This is a genomic window from Burkholderia sp. Bp9142 (assembly GCF_003853415.1).
Classification (GTDB): domain Bacteria; phylum Pseudomonadota; class Gammaproteobacteria; order Burkholderiales; family Burkholderiaceae; genus Burkholderia.
In genome coordinates this window covers 38,643-54,878 of record NZ_QTPP01000038.1, presented here as the reverse complement: position 1 = coordinate 54,878, position 16,236 = coordinate 38,643, and the positions used below count along the sequence as shown (strand labels likewise).

General features: G+C 57.2%; 10 protein-coding genes and 1 pseudogene. 3 read left to right on the top strand and 8 right to left on the bottom strand.

Annotation, left to right across the window (positions count from 1 at the left end):
* Window positions 1-181 precede the first annotated feature (181 nt).
* The 3 genes from DIE22_RS30555 to DIE22_RS30545 all read right to left on the bottom strand — a co-directional run bounded on the left by DIE22_RS30555 (window position 182) and on the right by DIE22_RS30545 (window position 3,935).
* Window positions 182-1,117: a sugar ABC transporter substrate-binding protein gene (locus DIE22_RS30555; protein WP_124606761.1), complete on the bottom strand. Its 936-nt coding sequence runs from the start codon at window positions 1,115-1,117 to the stop codon at window positions 182-184.
* Between the two features lie 457 nt (window positions 1,118-1,574).
* Complete coding sequence (locus DIE22_RS39360; RefSeq protein ID WP_409410202.1) at window positions 1,575-2,018, bottom strand: tyrosine-type recombinase/integrase; 444 nt, start codon at window positions 2,016-2,018, stop codon at window positions 1,575-1,577.
* A 354-nt stretch (window positions 2,019-2,372) separates the two neighbouring features.
* Window positions 2,373-3,935: a methyl-accepting chemotaxis protein gene (locus tag DIE22_RS30545; protein WP_124606759.1), complete on the bottom strand. Its 1,563-nt coding sequence runs from the start codon at window positions 3,933-3,935 to the stop codon at window positions 2,373-2,375.
* A 648-nt stretch (window positions 3,936-4,583) separates the two neighbouring features.
* Between DIE22_RS30545 and DIE22_RS30540 the strand changes: the two are divergent.
* A pseudogene (locus tag DIE22_RS30540) lies at window positions 4,584-4,944 on the top strand (transposase); the annotation flags it as partial.
* A 238-nt stretch (window positions 4,945-5,182) separates the two neighbouring features.
* Here the strand turns inward: DIE22_RS30540 and DIE22_RS30535 are convergent.
* Window positions 5,183-5,902 (bottom strand): NAD(P)H-dependent oxidoreductase, encoded by a 720-nt coding sequence (locus DIE22_RS30535; protein WP_124606758.1) that lies wholly within the window; start codon window positions 5,900-5,902, stop codon window positions 5,183-5,185.
* Window positions 5,903-6,365: 463 nt separating this feature from the next.
* On the opposite strand from DIE22_RS30535, the gene DIE22_RS30530 reads away from it, so the two are divergent.
* Window positions 6,366-7,364 carry a GlxA family transcriptional regulator gene (locus DIE22_RS30530; protein WP_124606757.1) on the top strand — a complete coding sequence of 333 codons (999 nt, stop codon included), beginning with the start codon at window positions 6,366-6,368 and terminating at the stop codon, window positions 7,362-7,364.
* Window positions 7,365-7,804: 440 nt separating this feature from the next.
* Window positions 7,805-11,203 carry an adenylate/guanylate cyclase domain-containing protein gene (locus DIE22_RS30525; RefSeq protein ID WP_124606756.1) on the top strand — a complete coding sequence of 1,133 codons (3,399 nt, stop codon included), beginning with the start codon at window positions 7,805-7,807 and terminating at the stop codon, window positions 11,201-11,203.
* A gap of 360 nt (window positions 11,204-11,563) precedes the next feature.
* Here DIE22_RS30525 and DIE22_RS30520 read toward each other — a convergent pair whose 3' ends face one another.
* The 4 genes from DIE22_RS30520 to DIE22_RS30505 all read right to left on the bottom strand — a co-directional run bounded on the left by DIE22_RS30520 (window position 11,564) and on the right by DIE22_RS30505 (window position 16,232).
* Entirely contained in the window at window positions 11,564-12,415 is an 852-nt protein-coding gene (locus tag DIE22_RS30520) for a 3-hydroxybutyryl-CoA dehydrogenase (protein ID WP_124606755.1), read from the bottom strand.
* Window positions 12,416-12,573: 158 nt separating this feature from the next.
* On the bottom strand, window positions 12,574-13,758 hold the full coding sequence (locus tag DIE22_RS30515; protein ID WP_124606754.1) for an acetyl-CoA C-acyltransferase family protein: 1,185 nt from the start codon (window positions 13,756-13,758) through the stop codon (window positions 12,574-12,576).
* Between the two features lie 322 nt (window positions 13,759-14,080).
* On the bottom strand, window positions 14,081-14,479 hold the full coding sequence (locus DIE22_RS30510; RefSeq protein WP_124606753.1) for a hypothetical protein: 399 nt from the start codon (window positions 14,477-14,479) through the stop codon (window positions 14,081-14,083).
* A 1-nt stretch (window position 14,480) separates the two neighbouring features.
* Complete coding sequence (locus DIE22_RS30505; RefSeq protein ID WP_124606752.1) at window positions 14,481-16,232, bottom strand: FAD-dependent oxidoreductase; 1,752 nt, start codon at window positions 16,230-16,232, stop codon at window positions 14,481-14,483.
* Window positions 16,233-16,236: the final 4 nt, after the last annotated feature.

Here is a 16,236-nt window from a genome sequence, read left to right as displayed (position 1 = left end):
GGACGCCTCGTAAAGGCCCGACCGATATGGCCAAGCGCGATGGAAATCGCGCATGTGTGCCAATGGCGAGATGTCGATGTCCAAACGAAAAAGCCGGGTATGGAACCCGGCGTACAGTTTGATCGGCGGCGCCCACGAAGCCGACACGGCCATTGCCGCACGACCAACGCGATCGCGCGGCTCAGTTGCGTCCGACGAAATCCTTCAGATTGGCAGGCGTGACCAGCTGAAACGGCAGGTAATTGATCGACGGCACCTTTTCGCCATGCACGAGCCTCAACGCGGTGTCGATCGCACCGTGCCCTTGCCCGGCCGCGTCCTGGAAGACGGTGACCTTCAAGTCACCGGCTTTCATCGCCGTCAGCGCATCCTGGGTGGCGTCGACGCCTGCGACCGCCGTGCCGTTCAGCCGCCTCGCAGCCTTGAGCGCCTGGATCGCACCCAATGCCATCTCGTCGTTGTTCGCGACGACTGCACTGAACTGCGTGCCGCTGCTGAGCCAGTTCGTCGTCAGGTCCTGCGCGGCGGTGCGCGACCATTGCGCACTCTGCTTGCCGACCACCTTGATCCCCCTGCAGGCCGGCGCGGACGTCACGTCCTCCGCACTCTGCGTGCGCTCGCGTGTCGCCTGGTGCGCGAGGTCGCCCATCAGGATCACGACGTTCCCCTTGCCACCGAGCAGACGGCAGATCTCCTGCATCTCGAGCCGGCCCGCATCGGCTTCCTTCGAGCCGACGAACGCGACCTTTTCCGGGAGCATCCGGTCCGACGGCATCAGGTTCACGTAGACGAGCGGAATGCCGGCCGAGGTCACCATCTTCGTGATCTTCGGGCTGACCTGCGTATCGACCAGCGCAACGACGATGGCGTCCGCCTTTTGTGCGATGAAGTTCTGGACCTGAGAAATCTGGCGGCCGATGTCTTGCTGCGCGTCCTCGAACACGACGTTGACGCCCTTGGATGCGCCCTCCTGCTTCATGCTGTTGCGCAAGAGTGCGGCAAACGTGTCATTGAACCGGTTCATCGTAACACCGATCGTGGTCGCGGCCGCCGGGGTCGCGTTCGCGGTCACGCAAGCGACAGCGAGTGCGCCGGCAATTTTCAACATACGCTTCATCAATGTCTCCATCATTTGTCTGTATCGAACGACGGACCTGACGTGACGCTGCCGCGCGGCCAATGATCTCCGTCGAGCAGGACGCATGAGTCCTTTCGCCGCTCCGCTGGCACTGGCTCGGCCATGCGTGATCGAAACTGTAGGGAACGGCGGCCCGTCAATCAACGGACCGTAATCACGAGACATCGGAAATCTATCAATTTGAATCAGGCGGTCGAAGCAAAATGATATTTCAATGTCATTTCTTCGATTCTCCCGCCGGATTTCCGCCTTGCTCACCACGACAAGCGGCCTTCATGACCTGCCATGACAGCAGCAGCCCCCACGCGCTGCCACGATCACCGGCGCATCTGCTGATGCGTCGCACTGCTATGCGGCCAGTTCGCGTACAGCGATTTTGGCGAACCGCGCCGCGCGGTCTCGCACCAATCGTGCTCCACCGTTGTATGCACAGATTTCAGCGCGAACAGGAAGCCACGTTTCCCGTACCGTCGCCGAGCGAGGGCATTATCGTCCCGCACGTCCTGCGCAGATCATGGCATTTCCATTGACCGCCCGAGACAATAAGCGCATCCGTTGCCGTCGTGCGACCTTCGGTCGATGCACCTTTCCCGCATTGCCGGCCGCGGATCGCCTTGCAGGTTGTATGAATGGTGACGTGCACAATCTTGCCTCGTTGCGACGGGAATACGAATTCTCGACGCGACTCACCTTCGGGCAATCTCGCGCGCACAATCTGCAGTGCCGCGCACTGCGCAAGGACGAAATCGGACAGATGAATCGCAATCGCCGCGCTCGACTTCGTATGCTCCTTTGGAGGAGTCCTCCGCGTGCGTGTCTTGAAGTCAAGATCAGTCCATCGCGTCATGAGCGCTTCGCCGACGCCGGACCTCGCAAGCACTCCGCTACCTGTAAAACCGGCGAAATCATCGGCTTTGAAACACTGGGAGTACGATCAAGGAGAGCGGCAGAAGCAAGTACACCATCACCGAGTGACCGCTCCCAGTTCATTTCGCGCAATTCAAAGGCGACAAACGGCCTGCAGGTGATCGCGGTGTGCCTTGTAGGGTACCCTCAGGTGCATCCATTTGCATGCCCCTTCCGGTAAACGGTCCCGATCAACGGTTTTGCTTCTGGGGGCCTACGCGGGCTGTCCCTCGTAGCATCAGAAGGTCGATTCGGTCGCTGTAAAGTGCAGATGAATCAGCCGGTTCGTCGCGTCGAACATGTACACGGTTAGCCTCCAATCGGACGTTCACGCGGTCGCGAGCTTGAACGCCTTCACCGCGTCTTCAAGCACGCTAGTCTGCTGCCGCATACTGGTTGCCGCCGCAGCGGCCTCTTCGACTAGTGCCGCATTCCGCTGAGTCATTTCGTCCATGTGCCCGACCGCTCGATTGACTTCCTCAATTCCGGTACTTTGCTCGTCGCTGGCACTGCTGATCTCCGCCATCAGGCCCGCCACGTTATGAATCGAATCAACGACCCGCGACATATTTTGGCCGGCCTGATCGACAAGCTGCCCGCCAGCGTCGATCTTTCCTACTGCTTCACCGATCAGTTCCTTGATCTCGCGAGCTGCATTCGCACTGCGCTGCGCCAGTGTACGCACTTCCTGCGCGACCACCGCGAAACCCCGCCCTTCGGCCCCGGCTCGAGCGGCCTCAACCGCAGCATTCAATGCAAGAATATTCGTCTGGAACGCAATTCCCTCAATTGTTCCCACAATATCCGACATCCGATGCGACGCCTCCCGGATTCCAGCCATGTTGAGGACCGCCCGGTCCATTAGCTTTGCGCCATCGACTGCGGTCCGGACGGTCGACTGCGCTGAAGCCTGGGCCTCACGAGCATTTTCGGCATTGTTCCGTACAGTCGAAGTAAGTTCGTCCATAGCAGCTGCCGTTTGCTCCAACGAGCCGGCCTGTGCCTCGGTCCGAGAAGAGAGATCGACGTTGCCAGTGGCGATTTCGTCAGCGACCGCTGTCAGGCCACCGGTCGATTCGCGTACACGACCGATCAGAGTCGAAAGGCCAACATTAATGCCGTTCTGTGCATCGAGGATTCCACCGATCTCGTCGCCGCGTCTAACCGACGTCTGCGTAGAGAGATCGCCACGCGCTAATCGTCGCGCGGCCTCCGCGGCTTCACGCAGCGAACGACTCGCAAATCGCTCGACCGCCGCATATGCCACGAGGCCGAGAAATACCGATATGCCGAGGCTCGCCAGCAACTGGGCCCTCCCCGTCGGATCTGCGGAACTGATTGCCGCCGAAATCAAATCCCGCGCGACAAGGACTACCGCCACGCTGCCCGCCGTTCCGATTCCGAACTTCTCGGCAAGGGTCAGCATACGGACGTTGCTGATATTGAAGCCGACGGCGAGACTACCGATCGTCTGGCCGTCGCTATCGAGGATCGGCTGGTAGTCGACAATATACTTGTGGCCCGCCACCGATGCATAGCCGTAAAAGGCTTGTCCCTTGCGATTCAATCCGTAAGCTGGATGTGAGCGGTCCATCACTACACCAACCGCCCGCTGTCCGGACGCATTCGTTATATTGGTTGCCACACGAACGAAATCGTTGTTAGCGCGCACAAAGATTGAAGCCATACCGCCGTGCGTCTGTTTGCTCCATTCGTCAAGTGGCGCGTGATCGCAAGTAACTCGCCGCGTGCCGCTCATCAGCAACGGTGTCGCGTGTTCGCCAACGTTGACTTGACTCGAGATGTCTAGCGAAAAACCGTCAGGGTAGCGCTTCATCAGGGAAGAATACAGCCGCCGGACGCGGCCAACAGTCGAACGAATTTTGCTCATCCTGACCAGTCTCGATAGTTGAGTTTTGGCAAATGCTAGTGGGAAGCCGCTTTCGTTGCGACGGCGTCACTCAGTTAGCGACAGTTCCGCACCAATCTTTAGGCAACGTTCGTGTTAACCACAATAATCTAAACGCGTTTCCGATTGCGCACGGTTTGCGACTAGACGCGCTTACGGACGTGCCGAGCCACGTCGCCACAACCCGAGCCCGGATGTATCGCCATCGAGAGTCTGTTCGCACTACCTGAGCCCGTGGACGACCAACTCGAAATGATGAGAGTAAGAAGCATGAGGGTCCTGTTTTTTGATCCAGGGATCCGTTCCGCCGCAGCCATCGAAGCCTCCGACGCTGGATTGCCAGCGTTCAGTCAGCTTACGGCGGGTCGAAATGCGGACACCTGAACTTAGCTACTACAATCCAATGTCATATCCGGATTTAGATGCCATAGCATCAACCAAATACAGATGTCGCACGCTTCATCGCTCTTTCCGTCATGCGGCGTTGAAGCGTCGATCCGGAAGCAGCGGGGCTGCTTAGCTCGCGTTTCATTTCGAAATCGGCGATGCGACGTTGCTGGCGCTCGGCATATCGGCCCACGAACTCGGCGGCACCGAACTGTTGACCGCGATCGCGCGAATGACGGACATCTGTACCACGTGGAGGCCAAGTATGGCCGCGAGGTGATCGATCGGGTGCGGGTGAATCAGGCCAATCAACTCCGACATCTCAAGCCTGCCCGGAAAGTTCTGAAGTCCAGCTGGCGGCTGTTGCTGCGCAACCGCCATAATCTCAAGCCAGATCAGGCCGTGCACCTGAAGGAACTGCTTGCGGTCAATCAATCGCTGTTATGCGTCTACGTGTTACGCGACGAACTCAAGCTGCTCCGGTTCTATCGGAAGCCCGCTTGGGCGCAAAAGGCCTGTCGTCAAGCGCCGGGCTTACGGGTATCGCGAGGAGGAATACTTCCTCCTCAAGATCCGTGCTGCGTTCCACGAAATCCCGCGGTGAACAAAAAAATGCATTCTGGAGATCCTTCGATATCGCGTTTCGGGACCATTCCAGGTGGCCTCATTGCGCCAATCCGTGACACTTGCCGTGGTACATACACGATGCCTCCGTCAAGTAACCACGGATCCAAAACCCAAGCAGTTCGGAAAACTGATGTTTGACAGATTTGCAGCGAACCCCTGCCTCACCTTGGCAAGAACACTCGCGAAATTGGCAAGTTTCGAGCGCTACACTCTTTTCACAACGGAATGGGTTGCTTGCTCATTGGATGCAGGTACTCGTCAAAGTCATTGAGACTCGGGAACGCGAGGGGAACCTCATTATCGAGTGACGGAAGGCGCTCACGCCACGCCTTCAAGTAGTCCAATCGCTCCTCGGTCGTAACATAAGGTACATGCCAAGCGACGAAGGGCGCCAATACGTCGAGTCCCGTATAGCCCAGCGTTCCCTGCAAGAGATGCCTCAGCATCCCGTCAAGTGGGCCGTGCACGCCATCGTTGCCGAACATGTGTGGCTGCCCGCCCAACGTCAAGCTGACGATTGCGCGCTTTCCCCGAAGGCCACCTCGGTCATAAAAGTGCGTGCCACCGTACACGGTTCCGGAAACGAGAACCCGGTCAAGCCAGCCTTTCAGGATTGCCGGCGTCGAAAACCAGAACAGAGGAAAATTCAATACGAGAAGATCGCATTTCATGAGCTTGTCCAGCTCATTCTGGATATCCGGGCTAATCGTCCCGGTGGAAACCCCGTGACGCTGCTCGAGTGCATAGACGCAGTAGTCGGAATTGGATCGGCTCCCGAAATCATCGGCCGATGCAACCGGGTTGAAGCGCATTGCATAGAGGTCCGAGACTTGCACCTCATGCCCGTGCGCCTCGAACACTTCTGCTGCGATAGTCTTCAGGGCGGAACAGAACGACTTCGGCTCCGGGTGAGCGTGAACGATTAGCACTTTCATTAGGGTAGCTTTTCAGTCTAAAAAATTGCGATATAGGCCAGCACTGCTGCTATCGCAGCGACGGCAATTCCTGCCGCGAAATACCCGCAATAGAGGCCCTTCATCTCGCCAGCACCGTGAAATGACGGACAAAAACAACTTGGCGCAACCCACTCTGACTCCCGGTCAGATTCGCCTTCTCACTCGGAAGGCCATCGGGGCGTAAATCGCTTGCGATCAACACCCTGATCCTTCCGTATCTCCCGTGCTGGCGTGCAGGTCGACGATGCTCGATCTCGCGAGAGTACCGTCCTTCGACAAGACTGGATTTCATCGGGCTCCTTCTCCTTCTGGCTGCGGTGAAGCGGCACGAGATCGCCACATGTGGGGCACGCTGGGCGATGACCTTCGGACGAGTCAAGTTTCCGACCGCGTCGCGTTCGTGTACATTGTCTAAATTGACATATATTGTGTGAAATCGGACATGCACCGCGCTGCCATCCTAGCGTATGACGATTGCTATGCCTCTAGTCTGGGAGGGTTTGCCGACATACTTCAGATCGCGAATTCGCACTTGCGGCGACAGCTGGGTGATGCGACTTCACAATACGAATGGCGATTCGTATCGCCAACGGGTCAGCCTGTCAGAACGAGCAATGGACTCGAGGTGAACACGCTGTCGATTCGCCCGCGGGAGAAGTTCGACCTTGTCTTCGTTCCCAGCGCGCACTATGCGAGCAGCAAAGCGTTTGACAAGCTATTGGCGAGCCAATCCACTGCATGCGACTGGCTCGTTACGCAGTGGAATTCCGGCGCCTGTCTTGCGGCGAACTGCACGGGCACCTTTGTTCTCGCCGAAACCGGCCTGCTGGACGGGCGACCTGCTACGACAACGTGGTGGCTTGCCGAGCAGTTCCGCAGTAAGTTCCCTCGGGTCAATCTCCAGCTCGAACCGGTTATCACCGAAGCCGACCGGCTGATTTGTGCCGGCGCCCAATCGTCATATCTGCTGCAGACTGTTCGCATCGTCGAGCGCCTATCAGGACCAACGATCGCGTCACAAGTCGCGAAAACAATGCTCATCGATGTCAGCCAGACCAAGCAAACCCCCTTTTTACCGCTGCTTGCCGATAAAGCTCACGCTGACTCCCTGGTCCACCGCGCTCAGCACTGGCTGCAGAAGCACATGACGAAAGAGGTCCGGATGTCGGAGATGGCGAGCGAACTTGGCGTTGGCGAGCGAACGCTTATTCGTCGATTTCAGGCCGCACTGGATCAAGCGCCTCTGCGTTACTTGCAAAGCCTGCGAATCGAAGCGGCACGTGGTCTACTTGAGGCAGGCGACCTCAACGTCGAGGCAATTGCTGCCAAGGTAGGCTACATCGACGCAAGTTCGTTTTCCCGACTGTTCAAGGAAAAAGTAGGGCTCAGCCCAGGGGCCTATCGCGGTCGCTTTCGCCGCCATCCGCCCGCAGAAGAATAAGCTTGGTTGACTTGGTGTTGAACGTTGGAATTTCATTGAATAAGTTGCGGCCTGTAGTTGTGTGGTAAATGCATGAATACGACGAGGCGGCGATAAGCGGACGACCGAAGGCACAACTTGTGTAAAGCGGAACGAGCGCGATCGACTCACAGCACGAGCGTTGAAATAGCGAGCACGGATCGTGTGGGCCTGTGTGATCGACGAGAAGAGTCATGGCCTGAACATTCAAACCAAGAGATATAACTCAAAAAAATTCTCCGACCAGATGATCGTTGCGGTCAGTGATATACAGACGCAGCCTGAGATCTGCGCGATCAGATGGCCAAGCAAAATAAGTATGAGGAAATCCTTGATGGGCGATACCTGTCGAGCGCTTGCTGCGTGCGCATAGGAGGCGTCTAATTATCAAGGTGCGCACCCGAAGAAAATGGGGGATGTGAATGCGCTGCTCCAACTGCGGGTTCGAGAATCCCGTCAGCGCCAAATTCTGCAAGGGGTGCGGCGCGAGGCTGGCCCGCGAGTGCTCGCGTTGCGGCTACAAGCTGGCGCCTAGCGCCAAATTCTGCAGCGAATGCGGCGCACCGGTAGGCTTCGCTCCTCAAGCCGTTCCCGTCGTCCCTATCCAGTACACCCCGCCGCATTTGGCCGAGAGGATCCTCGCCGAACGAGCCGCATTCGAAGCGGCGGGCGAACGCAAGACAATCACGGCGCTGTTCGCTGACATGGCGGGCTCGACAGCATTGATCCACGATCTTGATCCGGAAGAAGCTGACAAACTGATTGCACCTGTCGTCGCGATAATGATGGAAGCAGTACACCACTATGAAGGTTATGTGGCGAAATCCCTGGGTGACGGCATTCTGGCGTTGTTTGGCGCCCCCATCGCTCACGAAGACCATCCGCAACGGGCGCTTTACGCGGCGCTACGCATGCTGGAGGCGATGCACCGCCACAGTGACCAGATCCGATTGGCACAGGGCGTTTCGCTCCATATCCGGGTTGGCGTACACACCGGCGAAGTAGTGGTGCGATCTGTCCGCACGGACGACCTACGCGCCGATTATGACCCGGTGGGGCAGACAATCCATATCGCCTCGCGGATAGAGACGATGGCTGCGCCAGCCTCAATCCTCGTGAGCGATTCAACTTATAAGCTCACACAAGGGTATTTCGATTTCAAGGCTCTGGGGGCGGCCCAAGTCAAAGGGGTACCCAAGCCACTCGCAGTATACGCAGTGCTTGGGCTAGGTCCATTGCGTACCCGCCTGCAGGTGGCCACGCGACGTGGTCTGGCCCCGTTCGTTGGCCGCGATAGCGAACTTCAAGCGTTGCACCATGCACTGGAGCAAACTACGGCAGGGCAAGGACAGATCGTCGGAGTCGCGGGCGAAGCAGGCGTCGGTAAATCGCGGCTTTTTCTTGAGTTCAAAGAGCGCTCGCAGCGCGGCCACCTGGTGCTCGAGGCCTTTTCTGTCTCGCACGGAAAGGCTTTCCCCTACCTCCCGCTGATCGAGCTCTTGCGACACTATTTCACGATCACCGTTCAGGACGACGAGCGGCAGTGCAGGGAAAAGATCACTGGGAAGTTATTGACACTCGAGCGCAGTCTCGAGGACTTCTTACCTTACTTGCTTGCCATTTTTGGCGTTAGCGACCCGAGCTCGGGGTTGGCGGACATGGACGTACAAGCGCGGCGCACTCGCACGTTCGAGGCGATCACGCGATTACTCGTACGCGAAAGCCTCAATCAACCGATCGAACTGCTGTTCGAAGACCTGCAATGGCTGGACAGCGAAACCGAAGCCTTCCTTGCATATTTCGCCAGCCGGGTGGCCAATGAAAGAATACTCCTACTCGTTAACTACCGGCCAGAGTATCAACCTGAGTGGATACCGAAGAGCTACTACACGCAGCTACGGCTCGACTCGTTGGGTGAGACCGAGGCTCAAGGACTGCTCTCTGCGCTGCTCGGCGACGACCCCGCACTACAACCGCTAAAACTTCTCATCCTGGAGAAGACAGATGGCAACCCTTTTTTCATGGAAGAGGTTGTCCAAACCCTGGTCGAGGAGGGAGCGCTGCTCGGCGAGCCCGGCCGTTACCGCATCGAGCAAACCCCAAACGCTCTGCATATTCCAACGACTGTACAGGGTGTGCTTGCGGCTCGCATCGACCGGCTCGGCACCGCCGAGAAAGCGTTGCTGCAAACCCTCGCCGTGATCGGCAAAGAATTCCCATGGAGTCTGCTTAAACAAGTCTGCAGCGACCAGGCTGGGCTGCCCGAAGACGAATTGCGCCGCCTGCTCTCGAGCTTGCAGGCGGCCGAATTCATCTATGAGCGGCCGGCGTTTCCGGAGGTTGAGTACACATTCAAGCACGCCCTCACACAGGAGGTCGCCGGCAAGTCGCTGCTCACGGAACAGCGCAGCGTACTGCACGAACGCACGGCGCAGGCCATTGAGGCACTCTACCCTGCCAGGCTCAATGACTATTGCAACGAGCTGGCGCGCCATTACAGCCAAAGCGGCAACGTTCTGAAGGCCGTGGAGTATCTGCAGTATGCAGGACAACAGGCGCTACTGCGTTCGGCCAATTTCGAGGCAGCCCAGCACCTCGGGGCGGCACTCGAGCTGCTGGGGTGCATGCCCGACACACCCGAACGTGCTCGCCGGGAGCTTACTATACAACTTGCGCTGGGTCCGACGTTGATGGCTGCTCGAGGCCCTGCCTCTTCACAGGTGAAGGACGCCTATACCCGCGCGCTGGCGTTATGCGAACAGGTGGGTGAAGTGGCAGAGGTTTTCCCGGCACAACTGGGGCTGCGAGTTTATTACGACTTACGTGCAGAGCACGTCAAGGCGCAAGAACTAAGTGAGCGGATGCTTCGCCTGGCGCAGAACGCGCAAGATCCGGGTTTGCTCGTGGAAGCGCATAGCGCAATCGGCATGAACCGCTACTTTCAAGGTGACTTTACCGCTGCACATGCGCACCTGGAGCAGGCACTTGCGCTCTATGATCCCGAGCAACATCGCGAGCACGCCTTTGTCTACGGGGTCGATCCTTACATGATTGGCCTGAGCATTTCAGGCTGGAGCCTGTGGTTCCTGGGCTATCCCGATCAGGCGAGTAAGCGAAGTCAGGAAGCCTTTGCCTTGGCTCGGAAGATGTCACATCCGTCCAGCTTGGCGCTTATCCTGAACACGGCGGCCGACTTGCATCAGTTTCGGTGCGAAGCTCGGCTAACCCAAGAGTGCGCCGAGGCCGCCATCACGCTATCCACCGAACAGGCGTTCCCATTCTGGTTGGCTTATGCAACCATCCTTCGGGGCTGGGCCTTGGCTGAACAGGGAGACATCGAGCCGGGGATAGCCCTTATTAACAAGGGCCTGGCCGCCTACCAAACAACCGGCGCAGAGTTGGCGCGATCGCGCTTCCTGGCCTTGCTCGCCACAGCCTATGGGCACGCGGGACAAACGCCGGCCGGCCTGAGCGTGCTGGCTGAGGCACTCGCTACGGTAGACAAGACCGGGGAGCGCTATTGCGAAGCAGAGTTGCATCGTCTCAAGGGCGAACTGCTCATCGATCAGCCTGGGAGCTCCCAATCCGAAGTTCAGCGAGAAGCGGAAGAATGTTTTCTACAAGCGATCGCAGTCGCTAGTCGTCAACGCGCTAAGTCTCTTGAGCTCCGCGCAACTTTGAGCCTCGCCCGCCTGTGGCAAACGCAAGGCAAGATGAAGGCGGCCCGTGAGCGGCTGTACGGAGTCTATAGTGCATTCACCGAAGGTTTCGACTGCGCTGACTTACGAGAGGCGAAGATGTTGCTCGATGACCTGCGCTAAAAAATTCTGCATACGTCCATTTTGCTGACGCGTCGTCGCGAATACCCTTTCCCCAGACCCGACAGCGGATACGAGTAGTAGTTCTACGGCGACGCCGGAAATTACCAATCGCGCCCATGCGCACTTCGACGAGCCACATCCGTGCCAGTCGCAGCTTACGATCCACCATCGCCGACGTTTACGTATGCCGATTGCCAACTGCTAGTGGTTGCACTCGACCACCAGTTCTACAGGGGCAAGTAAAGCCGCGATGCCAGCCGCAGCTTTCCCCAATTGTGAATCGCCATCAAGATACATTTTGATGCTATCGCCAATAAAGGACGCATATTGCATTTTATCGAGAGTCGGCAATTTTCCATTTTAATTGTATCGATAGAAACCTCGCCCACTCTTTCTACCGAGAAATCCAGCATCCACCATTTCCCTAAGAAGCGGGGCCGGTCGATATTTTTGATCATTAAAGTTTCTGTAAAAAACATCCATAACCGCGAGCATCGTATCCAAGCCAATCAGGTCGGCGAGCGCAAGAGGACCAATTGGATGATTTGCCCCAAGCTTCATGCCATTATCAATGTCCTCAGCAGTAGCCAAGCCTTCCTGCAAGGCGAATACTGCCTCGTTGATCATTGGGCAGAGAATGCGGTTAACCGCAAAACCGGGACTGTTCTTCGCAACGATCGCAGTCTTTCCAATTGCCTTGACGAATGCCTCGACACGCATCTGGGTTTCATCCAATGTCTGAAATCCTCGAATCAGCTCCACCAACTCCATCAGCGGCACTGGATTGAAGAAGTGCATTCCGATAAATCTTTCCGGACGTGCGGTGGACGCTGCTAGTTTGGTGATCGAGATAGAGGACGTATTCGTAGCAATGATTGCATTTGCGCCGACGATGGCATCGATCTCCTTGATTATTCGAATTTTGAGCGTTTCGTTTTCGGTCGCGGCCTCGATCACCAGGTCCACGTCGGAAAGAGCCGAGTAACGAGTGGTCGTGCTGACGCGCCCCAATATCTCCTGCTTGTCGGAAACCGTCAGCTTGTGCTTTTTCACCAGGCGATCGAGGCTGTCGGATATAGCAGCCGCGCCACGCTGCAGCGCCTCGTCCGACACATCCACGACCACGACGTTAAAACCCGCCGCGGCACATACTTGAGCGATTCCATTGCCCATAGTTCCTGCACCGATGACGGCGACTTTATTGATGCCCATACACGTTCCCTTTCAAATCTTCCACGGCCGCCTTGGTTAATGGCGACGCTCAAAGTGCTGATGGAAATCAGCGAAGCGCCGAACGCGGCATCCGTCACGGGGTGACGATTCAATGCCGGACTTCTGGTGATTCTCTCGTGACGTAGCGGTACAAGACATCAGATACGCTCATAAATCGCTGCAATGCCCTGCCCACCGCCGATACACATTGTCACCAGTGCATACCGCCCCCCCGTCCGGTGGAGTTCGTAGATCGCTTTAACCGAAATGATTGCGCCCGTCGCACCGACAGGATGCCCGAGGGATATCCCGGAACCATTGGGATTCACCTTGGCCGGATCGAAACCCAGTTCCTTTGACACGGCGCAGGCTTGAGCAGCAAAGGCTTCGTTCGACTCGATGACATCCATATCCTCCACCTTCAATCCTGTGCGCTGCATCACCAGTCGCGTGGCAGGAATGGGGCCAAGGCCCATATACTCAGGCTCTACGCCCGCATGGGCGTAACCAACAAGGCGGGCCAGGGGCACGAGACCCAATGCGGCCGCTTTTCCGGCCTCAGCCAACACGACGGCGGCCGCCCCGTCATTGATGCCCGATGCATTTCCGGGTGTAACCGAGCCCCCTTCCTTGAAAACCGGCTTCATCTTTGCCAGCATGTCGGCCGTGACGTCCTTGCGAACGTGTTCGTCAATATCGAACTGGACGATTCCTTGGCGGGTCTTGATCTCCACTGGAACGATCTGGCTCGCGAAGCGACCCTCGTCGATCGCTTTCGCTGCACGCATTTGGCTCGTCATTGCCAGTTCATCTTGCTCCGCACGCGAGATGCTGTAGCGCTCAGCAACGTTCTCCGCCGTCACACCCATATGGATGCGCCTCCACGGATCGTGGAGGATTCCCGTCATGTAATCGACCATCTGCGTGTCGCCCATGCGCACTCCCCAACGAGCGGCTGGCGTAATGAACGGCCCCCTGCTCATCGATTCGGCGCCGCCGCCCACAGCAAAATCGGCGTCGCCGAGCATAATTGACTGCGCCGCATTAATTATCGCCTGGAGACCCGAGCCACAAAGTCGATTGACATTGAATGCCGGGACTTCTTTCGGAATGCCCGCGTCCATGGCTGAAACACGACTCAAATAGGCATCCTTCGGTTCGGTCGGGATGACATTACCCATCACGACATGCCCGATTGACGCAGGCGGCACGCCCGAACGATCCAGCGCTGCACGGACGACTGTCGCGCCAAGTACCGTCATCGGCGCGTCCTTCAGTGAACCACCGAACGTTCCAATGGCAGTACGCGCTGCGCCAACCACAACCACTTCTCGATTACTCATCGCTCGAATCCTTTTTCACCCAGGTTTCTCGCCTGGCCCAAAGAAAGTACAGCGTTGACAACACGGGACTCACGTCAACCAATGAGAGTCGTCACCGGAGCAGAAAGGCGCCTCGACAAGCGCCCTTCATACGGCTTACCGGGTTACAGCATCCCCTCATGTGGGCCGCAGACGCCATAATTGCCGACCATGCGCAACTGCGCGCCCAATGTCGCAACCACGATTGCACGAAACCGACCTACATTGTCGAGTTCGGACCTCATCCGGATTCCGCCCGCGCTGGTCGCTCCGACGTTCCGGAACATCGCTGCAGCGGCATCGCTCAGTTATCCGGTGCGCCTGCGGCGATCCATGCCCGGATTGCCTCGATATCCTCCGATTGGAGAACTCCGCCTATAGGCATACGCTCGCCCTTTCCGCCCAACTCGGCTTGCGATCCCGAAATCTTGGCCAACAGATAGCTCGACTTTGGCGCACCGGGAGCGACCAACATCTGATGGGCTTCGGTGCTCGAATGATTGACGATGGCGCGATAAGATGCGCCGCTCTCGAGAACAAGATTCTGTGGAGCACTTCCCGTCTGGTGACAGGAAACGCAGTTCGCATCAAGGATGGGTTGCACATCCTTTTTAAAGCTTTGAGCGCCCACATGCGTTTCATCGAACATAAAAAACAGGCAGATAAAAAACGCCCTGGCGGCGCACTTCAATTTGAACGTCACTTTATGCATCCTTTACCGTTTCGAGCGCTGCATGCCTTCCTGCCAAGGTCCCAAATGTCATTGCCGGACCAATTGTTCCCCCGGCCCCCCAGTACGCCGAGGCCGCCGGAGATGCAATGCAATTGCCCGCGCCGTAGAGTCCCGGAATCGGCTTTCCGTCAACATCGAGAATCCTTGCGTAGGTGTCGATAACGGGTCCACCGTTTGTGTCAAGCGTTCCTGCTCCTAGGATGATCGCAAAAAACGGTCCCCTGGTATCGATAGGAAATACCGTTGGATTCGGACTAGCCGGTTTCCAATTCGTATCGGTACGCGGTTTCGAATTAATTTGCGTGTGCCAAATACCGTCGTACGGGTACTTGCCTCGCTGGAACTCGGTGTCCACACCTCGCTTGGCGTCATCGTTATAGAGAGCGATCTGCGCACCAAGGTTTTTCGAAAAATTTTCTGCCATTTTTTCACGCCCGATTTTTTCCCGCAACGAATCAAGGCGAGCCTGGATTGCATCTCCAAGCGCAGCTAGAGATGGCGCCTGAATCACATAGCTTTCGTTTTGCCCCGGACCCGGCAATGGATAATTTCCGGCAAACAGTTCAGCCGTCCGTTTATCATAAATCATATACAGAAGCTTGTTGGGATACTCGGATTCCACCGCATCCCAAACGAAGTGCGCTCGTGTGCGTTCGTGGTAATTTCGCTTCTCGTCAACGACGCGCCTGCCGTGCTTGTTGACCAGTATCATACTGTCGCCCGGAGGTTGCCAAATGTCGCGCGGAACGCTTGCCGACTCCATTGCGCTTTCCAAGAGCAGCTCGGCACGCCACGCGTTGACCATGTTGCCAATCTTTGCCCCGTTTCGCACCCCAATCTTGACGAGATCGCCTTGATTGGTTGGTACGGCACATCCGCCCCAGCTCGGCCCCGGTTGAAAATTCAACATCAGATCCGGATTGTGGGTAAATCCGCCGCTGCCGAATACCACGCCTTTTTTTGCTCGAACAAAGATTGTCCCATCCGGCCTGGTCACGGCCACACCAATCACTTGCCCCAATGTATTACGCTCAATGCCATTTACAGCATGGCGGAAAAGAAACACAACCTTATGTGCATCCAACCATGCGCGCATTTGTCGAATTAGTTCTCGACCTTGCCCAATTCCGCCATCCGGCTTCAATGGAACCAGGATGCGGCCATGAGTCAACTTGCTGGTTCCGTCCGGTTCATGGTCCTGGTAGTCCGGGAGATCAAACATCGTCGAACGAATGACGCCGGAATTCTCGAGGTCTTCGACAATCGAAGCAGCATTATCGTAATAGGCCTCAATCAGCTCATACTCGTGCGCACCGACCCCAAACCGAGGCTGTTCTTCACGGTAAAGAGTAGGGTACGAGCCCCGAACCATGTATCGCATTGCCTCGCTTTTGGGATCAGCAAGTTTCTGGGCCCGAAGGTGATGATTATTCGGTATCCAGTATGCCCCGTCCGACTTGCTCGTCGTGCCTCCGGCAACCGGCGCCTTTTCGAGAACGATCACGCTGGCACCCGCCTTCGTCGCGGCAATTGCCGCAGACAACGCCGCAGCGCCCGACCCAACTACAATCACGTCCGCCGTATGAGTCCAATTTCGACCGCCAACCGATGCATTCTCAGCCTTCGCCTGCACGGCAAACACAGCACCAACGCCTGCGGCCGCAGCGCGACCTAGAAAGGCTCGACGCGGGAGCTCAGTCCGATCTCTCTTCTTCTCATCCATAGTT